This window comes from Streptomyces sp. NPDC001880, from assembly GCF_053594575.1.
Genome location: NZ_JBSFET010000029.1, coordinates 68648 through 75282, shown reverse-complemented (window position 1 = coordinate 75282; position 6635 = coordinate 68648). Strand labels below are relative to the sequence as shown.

Annotated in this window: 4 protein-coding genes, 1 tRNA gene, 1 other RNA gene and 2 pseudogenes; 3 read left to right on the top strand and 5 right to left on the bottom strand. The window is 70.8% G+C overall.

The window, feature by feature from the left end; translation table 11 throughout:
* From ACWCQ6_RS18480 to ACWCQ6_RS18465, 4 genes and pseudogenes are all read right to left on the bottom strand, one after another.
* Positions 1-93 (bottom strand): annotated as a pseudogene (locus ACWCQ6_RS18480) (Ku protein); the annotation flags it as partial.
* Positions 94-750: 657 nt separating this feature from the next.
* Entirely contained in the window at positions 751-1662 is a 912-nt protein-coding gene (locus ACWCQ6_RS18475; RefSeq protein ID WP_451090361.1) for a hypothetical protein, read from the bottom strand.
* A gap of 134 nt (positions 1663-1796) precedes the next feature.
* Positions 1797-2531, bottom strand: a complete 735-nt coding sequence (locus ACWCQ6_RS18470; protein WP_451090359.1) for a Crp/Fnr family transcriptional regulator — start codon at positions 2529-2531, stop codon at positions 1797-1799.
* Positions 2532-2623: 92 nt separating this feature from the next.
* Positions 2624-3517, bottom strand: a complete 894-nt coding sequence (locus tag ACWCQ6_RS18465; protein WP_451090357.1) for a phosphorothioated DNA-binding restriction endonuclease — start codon at positions 3515-3517, stop codon at positions 2624-2626.
* A 508-nt stretch (positions 3518-4025) separates the two neighbouring features.
* On the opposite strand from ACWCQ6_RS18465, the gene ACWCQ6_RS18460 reads away from it, so the two are divergent.
* Complete coding sequence (locus tag ACWCQ6_RS18460; protein ID WP_451090355.1) at positions 4026-4997, top strand: 1-aminocyclopropane-1-carboxylate deaminase/D-cysteine desulfhydrase; 972 nt, start codon at positions 4026-4028, stop codon at positions 4995-4997.
* A gap of 246 nt (positions 4998-5243) precedes the next feature.
* Positions 5244-6118: pseudogene (locus ACWCQ6_RS18455) on the top strand (IS5 family transposase); the annotation flags it as partial.
* Between the two features lie 156 nt (positions 6119-6274).
* On the opposite strand, the gene ACWCQ6_RS18450 reads toward ACWCQ6_RS18455, so the two are convergent.
* Positions 6275-6362 (bottom strand) — tRNA-Ser (locus ACWCQ6_RS18450).
* Positions 6363-6505: 143 nt separating this feature from the next.
* Between ACWCQ6_RS18450 and ffs the strand changes: the two genes are divergently transcribed.
* Positions 6506-6600, top strand: an RNA gene (gene ffs / locus ACWCQ6_RS18445) — signal recognition particle sRNA small type.
* Positions 6601-6635 lie beyond the last annotated feature (35 nt).

Sequence of the window (6635 nt, the reverse complement as noted above, 5' to 3'; positions counted from 1 at the left end):
GCAGACCTTACGGGTACGGACCCGGCCCATGTCCTCCAGGTGGACCTGGTGGAAATGAACCGAGCGGTCCTCGGTCGCGCTGACGACCTTGATCGTCGGCCATGGCTCGCAGCCGCTTCACGGCCACCTCGCCCGCCGGTGGCGGGCGGTGCGTGACCTGCCAGGGCGCCGTGCCACCGGGTAGCGCGGTCTCCATCCGTACGGTGACGACCAGATGGGCGCCCGTGCGGCGCAGCACCCCGGCAAGCCCGGTGAGCACGACTTCGCCGAGCGAGTCGGCAGCCTCTGGGGACAGGCCCTGGAGCAGATAGCCGCGCCGCTCCTTGGGGCGCCACCGCGAGAGGTCGTCGGGCGAGTCCAGACCGGTGATGCCGTCGGCCCCGTACCGCTCCTCCAGCAGCGCGAACGCGGCCGTGCCCGCCCCCGTGCCGCCCCCGGCCCGCAGCACCAGGAGGTGGCTGTCCAGCACCTTGCGGCACCGGGTGTGGGTCGGTGGTTCGACGAACCCGTGCAGGCGGGCGCGCACGTCCTGCGCGGGGTAAGGCCCTTCCCGCAGACGGGGTTTGGGGATGCGCTCGCTGACGTCCTCGTCGGGCTGGACGCCGATGAACACGTTGGCGTCGCCCGCGATCCCGCCCATGACCGCGAAGCCCTGGTCCACCCGCTGCTGGTTGTCGCGGAAGGAACTCCCCGGGCCGGGCCTTCCCTCTCCGTCCGGGCCGGGACCGGTGTCCGCGCCCGAGCCCGCGCTCACCGTCCTTCTCCGGCTGCGCCGACCCGCTTGTCGCCCGAGACGTTGTCGCCGCCGCCCCAGTGCTGGTTGGTGCCGTGGTACGTGGTGGCGCCGCCGGTGTACGAGACGTCCCGTCCGACGCTCCCCATCACGGCGGCGCCCTCGCCCACGTGCTGTGTGTTGCCGCTGTAGTGCGTGCCGGGCGATGTCGCCGGTTCCTGCCCCAGGACGGCGGAGGTGTCGACGGCCGGTGCCCCGGATTCCTCGCGCGGCCGCACACCGGCTTGTACGAGGTTTCCGGACGGCGACGGTACGTACAGCCACGCCCGCTGCGAGAAGTTCTTCCCCTCCACGGTGGCCGGGACCTCCACACAGCGGTCGGGGTGCAGTCCGGTGTACGCGCCGAGCACGACGTCCTCGTACACACGCTGGGAGATGACCGCCGCCAGGTGGGTGACCTGCTCGCTCGCCGCGGTCAGGATGGCCTTCACCGGACGGGAGTCCAGCAGTCGGTGGGTGTCGTTGCGAGGGGTGCCGTTGCCGTCGCCGGGGCCGTCCGCGTCCGGCAGCGGTCCGACGTGGACGCTGGCCCGGAGCCGGATGCGGGGGCCCACGCACTGCTTGTTGTACGCGCCGAGGGTGTCGTCCAGCACACCCAGGAACGGCCAGAGGACGAAGGGCAGCAGGGCCGGGTCGAAGCCGAACACCACGCCGTCCCCGGTGTTGGCCAAAAACCGCTTGGAGTCACGCAGTTCGCGGAGCCCGGCCCGCTCCAGCGCCTGGTCGACGAGTCCGGGGATCAACTGGCTCACCGGACCGTGCTGCACGGCGGGAAGGCCGGTGAAGTCCTTTGCGTCGACGGCGAACAGGGCACGGTAGGGAGGCAGCGTCCGGCTCTCGGCGTACGGGGCGGGAATGGGGCTGGACATGCGTGAACTCCTCATGGGCGGTGGGGCGGATACGGAGCCGGTGGCCGGCTGATTCGAGACTCCGTCGGATCCGTCCGCCCGACTGCACAGCGCAGGGCAGTTCACAGGTGTCCCATGTCACAGCATGGGCGTGCTCAGCGGGCCGGGGGTGGTGGGAAGGGCGACGCGGGTGTGTCTCCCGGGCCGGTCATCGCCCAGTCGCGCAGCGTCTTCATGTCCTTGATGACGATTGTTCTGCGGGCCGTCTCGACCGCCCCGGACTCGCGCAGCCGTTGCAGGCCGGTGATGACCGCGTTCCGGGTGACTCCGGTCGCCTGTGCGATCTCCTCCTGGCTCAGGCCGGTCAGCCGGACGACATCCGAATCGCTGCCGGGCGCGGTGAGTTCGACCAGCCGCAGCAGCGCCCGCGCCAGCCGGGCGACCAGCGGGAGGGTCAGCAGTTCGGTGCGGTGCGCGTCGGACTCCCGGAGCCGGGAGAGTGCCTGGCGCATCAAGTCCATGATGAGCCCGCGCTGTTCGATGAACCGGCGGAACCGCTCCGCCTCCAGCACGACGGCCGTACAGTGCGTGAGCGCGACCACCTCCGCGGAACGCGGGGTGCCGTGGAAGACGGACACCTCACCCAGCAGATCCCCCGGCCCCCGGAAGGCCAGCCAGGTCACGACTCCACCCGGCTCCCGGCACACGACCTTGGCGAGCCCGCCGGTGAGGGCGAGCAGATGTGTGCCGGCGGACCCCTGCCTCAGCATCACACTGCGTTCACGAAAGGTGCGGGTCGCCCCTTGGCCCCGTAGCTCGCGCCAAGTCTCGTCCGACAGCACCCGTCGCCTTCCCCGTCCACCCGGTACGTGGTCCTCACCCACCTCCATGAGTTCTACGCCGCCCCGGCCGCCTCCACCGCGATTCGGGCGAACCTGTCCGATATCGACCGCCGCCCGGGGTGGGTACGCGGGGCGGGCGATCACGTCCCGGGGGCGGGGCGCGGGGCGCCGTGGAAGACCTGCTCGGTGTGCCAGGACCGGTGGCGATCCGCGACCGGGTCCGTGCCCGGCTGCGGGCCGGTCAACGGGCGGCCCGCCAGCGCTGTCACGTGCTCGCGGGCTGCCGGGCTTCGCCCGACGAACTTCTGTGAGACCAGGATGCGGTGGCCCTCGCCGACGCCGAGGGCGCCCTTGTCGAACAGCTTGTGGTGCAGTGCGCACAGGCACAGCCCGTTGTCGATGTCGTCCGGGCCGTCGAACGCCCACCAGCGCACGTGCGCGGCCTCCAACCCGACCGGCACCGTACCGATCCTGCCGTCGTAACCGCAGAAGGCGCACTGGTACTCGTACGCGGTCAGCACCATCTCGCGCATTCGCCGGTCTCGTTGCCGCCGCACGGCCGGAACCGGATCGGACTCCACCGGCACCTGCGCCAGGCCCAACGCCTCGCGCAACTCGCCGTGGAGCGACGGCGGGAAATGCTGATCGAGCAGCACCCCGGCGATCCGGCCGAGCAGCGACGGTTCACGTCGCAGGGCTGCGCGCAACTCCGGCGCCAACCGACCCGTCGCACCGGTCGCCCGTAGTGCCAGCACCCCGCTGCCGGGGCTGCCGGGCCCACGATCGGTACGTACTTCCCACACCCCGTCGCTGACCAGATGGTGGAAGGGGTAGGCGGGCGTCGTCCTGTTGGTCGGCCCGTACTCGGTCAGCAGCCGTTTCAGATCCTCCTCCACCGCGCTGTACCGCAACTCGCCGTCGGCGTCCTCCTGGAACCGGCCGAGGGCGTACAGGAGCAGCAGAGGCTTGTGCGGGGCCCGTATTCCGTTCCCGGCCCATTGCCTCAGCTTCGCGGCACGCTCGACCCAGTCCATGACCGGCGATCGTAGCGAGCTCATCGGGAGGGGCCCGGGGCGGCGGAGAGCCGCCGCGGTCGGCAACGGTCGAGGACTCAACAGGTCTGCCCCGCACCGGAGCCCGCCGGATCAGGCGGTGGCGTAGTCGGCGAGGGAGGGTTCCAGCAGGTCGACTGCGTGCTCGGCGGCGATCTCGGCGATGGTGGTCTGCTCGAAGCCCTGGACAAGGAACAGGCGGGTGGCGGCATCGGAGATGAGCTGACCTGTCGCCAGCTGCCGGGCGCGAGAACTGCTACATCGTGCTGCACCAGCACCACAAGCTCCCCTGGAAGCCGTACTCCCGTGCCGCGGAAGCGATCTCCAGAACTCCTCCGGTGGTCGGCCGCACTGGGGCAAGCAGCACTTCCGGACCCCGGAAACCCTGCGCCCGCGGTCCCCGAATGGGATGGTTTCACGGCGGTGCGCAGACGGCCCGAGCCAACGGGCGGTTCGCGAACGCCCATATCCGTCGGGTACTGGGAGAGATATGAACAAGGCGCTGCTGCACACGCGTTGTCCCGAACTCGCACGAACACTGCCGTTCCTCCGGCTCGGGGACGGCCCGACCCCGGTGCGCGAGCTCACCGGGGCAGCCCGGAACGACCTGTGGTGCAAGGACGAGAGCCCGTACGGCTCGGGCGGCTGGGGTGGCAACAAGGTCCGCAAGCTGGAATGGCTCCTGCCCGAGGTGCGACGGCGCGGGGTGCGCACCGTCCTGACCGTCGGAGCGACCGGGACGAACTGGGGCCTGGCGGCGACGCTGTACGCGCGCGAACTCGGCATCGACACCGTGCTCGCCCTCATCGACCAGCCCGAGGGTGAGCACGTGCGCGAGCAGCAGCGCAGGCTGCGGTCGTCCGGCGCGACCGTCCACCTCACCCGCACCAAGCCGTTGACGATCGCCGCCGTGCCGTGGCTGTTCCTGCGACACGCGCAGGGACTGCGGCTGCCCTACTACCTGCCCGCCGGCGGCTCCGCACCCATCGGTGTGCTCGGCTACGTCGAGGCGGGACTGGAACTCGGGGAGCAGGTGGCGGCGGGCGAGCTGCCGGAGCCGCGGCACATCGTCACCGCCGTGGGCTCGGGCGGGACCGCCGCCGGTCTGGCACTGGGCTGCGCGCTGGCCGGACTGCGGTCGCGGGTGCTCGGGGTGGTCGTCAACGACACCTTGCCGCTCGCCGCGAGCGATCTGACCCGGCTCGCCGGCCGGGCCGCGACCGTGCTGCGCAAGCGCGGAGCGGCATGCGACCTTCCACCGCTGCGGCTCGCCTCGACCCGCGCCTACCTGGGCCATGGCTACGGCCACCCCACACCCGAAGCCGCCGCCGCTGCGGAGGCCGCCGCGGCTGTCGGACTGCGGCTGGACCCCGTTTACACCGCCAAGGCGTTCGCCGCCGCTCTGACAGCCGGTCTGGACGGCCCGGTGCTGTTCCTGAACACCTACGGCCCGAGGCAATGACGGAGGCGGTTCGCTTCGAGGGGGCGACGCCGGCCAAGCGGTGAGGGCGGACTTCTGCGGGCCGGCGACTTCCGCACGAACCCGGGTTTCCCGGACCGCCTTCAGGCCCGCCCCTGCGGCGAGTTCGCCCGCGGTTCGACGTGAAGACCCGCGGTTCGACGTGAAGACACGAGCAGGTACGAACGGAGTGACCACGAAGTTCTCTGCCCACGTGACGGCCGCTGTGCCCGAATCGTTGAGGTGAGCATGGGGCGGGGCGATCTAACGGATGCCGAGTGGGCACGGCTGTGGCCGTTCCTGCCGGTCAGCAACGGACGTTGTGGCAGGTGGCGGGATCACCGGCAGGTGATCGACGGGATTCTGCACCGGGTGCGGACCGGGGTGCAGTGGCGTGATCTGCCCGAGAGGTTCGGGCCGTGGAAGACCGTCCATGAACGCCACCGTCTGTGGTCGGCCGATGGGACTTGGGAGCGTCTGCTCCAGCAGGTCCAGGCCGAGGCCGACGCGGTCGGGGAGATCGACTGGGGCATCTCTGTCGACTCCACCGTCGTGCGTGCGCATCAGCATGCGGCCGGCGCCCGCACCGGCCCGCCGCCAGCCCCCGCTTCAAAGGGGGCCGCGAAGGCAGCACACCAGGACGAGACGCCGTGGCAGAGCCTTCACGGCCGCCTGGTGGAGGTGGTGCCGGAGACGAGGGCTTGGGCCGCTCGCGGGGCGGTTTCACCAGCAAAATCCACCTGAGCGCGGATGGCCGCTGCCGTCCGCTGTCCCTGGTCGTCACGCCAGGGCAGCGGGCGTACTGCACCCAGTTCAAATCGGTGCTGGAGAAGATCCGGGTACCCCGTCTCGGGCCGGGCAGGCCCCGCAAGAAGCCGGACAGCCTCGCTGCGGACAAGGCCTACAGCAACGGCCCCGTCCGCGACTACCTGCGGCGCCGCGGCGTCCGGCAGACGATCCCGGAGAAGACTGACAGCCAGGCCGCTCGCCTGCGCAAAGGCTCAGGCGGCGGGCGGCCGCCCGCGTTCAACGAAGAGCGGTACAAGAAACGCAACACCGTCGAGCGGGCCATCAACAAGCTCAAGCACGCCAGAGCCGTCGCCACTCGAGACGACAAGCGCAGCGGGTCGGGAGACTCATCTGGGAAGTGGCCAAGGAGCCTGACGAGAGCGGCCCGGAGGGCTCCGAAAAGTCTCGTTGAGACTGCGGATGAGACTACGAACGTCGAAGGGCCCCACCGCGAACGGTGGGGCCCTTCGACATCGTGCCCGGTGAGGCACTGGCGGAGGATACGAGATTCGAACTCGTGAGGGGTTGCCCCCAACACGCTTTCCAAGCGTGCGCCCTAGGCCACTAGGCGAATCCTCCGCGGCAAACAATACAAGACGTTGAGGAGTGCTCGCGAACCCGTTCCCCTCGGGATCGCTCCGGAGGCCTTCCGGGTTGCTCCCGGGCGGTCGTGAAAGGCGGGGGAGTGGACCGGCATGGGTGGGGATCGGCTAAGGTGGGCGTCAGCCCCTCACGTGGCGCTATCTGACTGAACTCCCCCAGGGCCGGAAGGCAGCAAGGGTAGGTTGGCTCTGGCGGGTGCGTGGGGGGCCCTTGCGTTTCCGGGGCGGTGCTTCGCACGGTCCGGGGCCG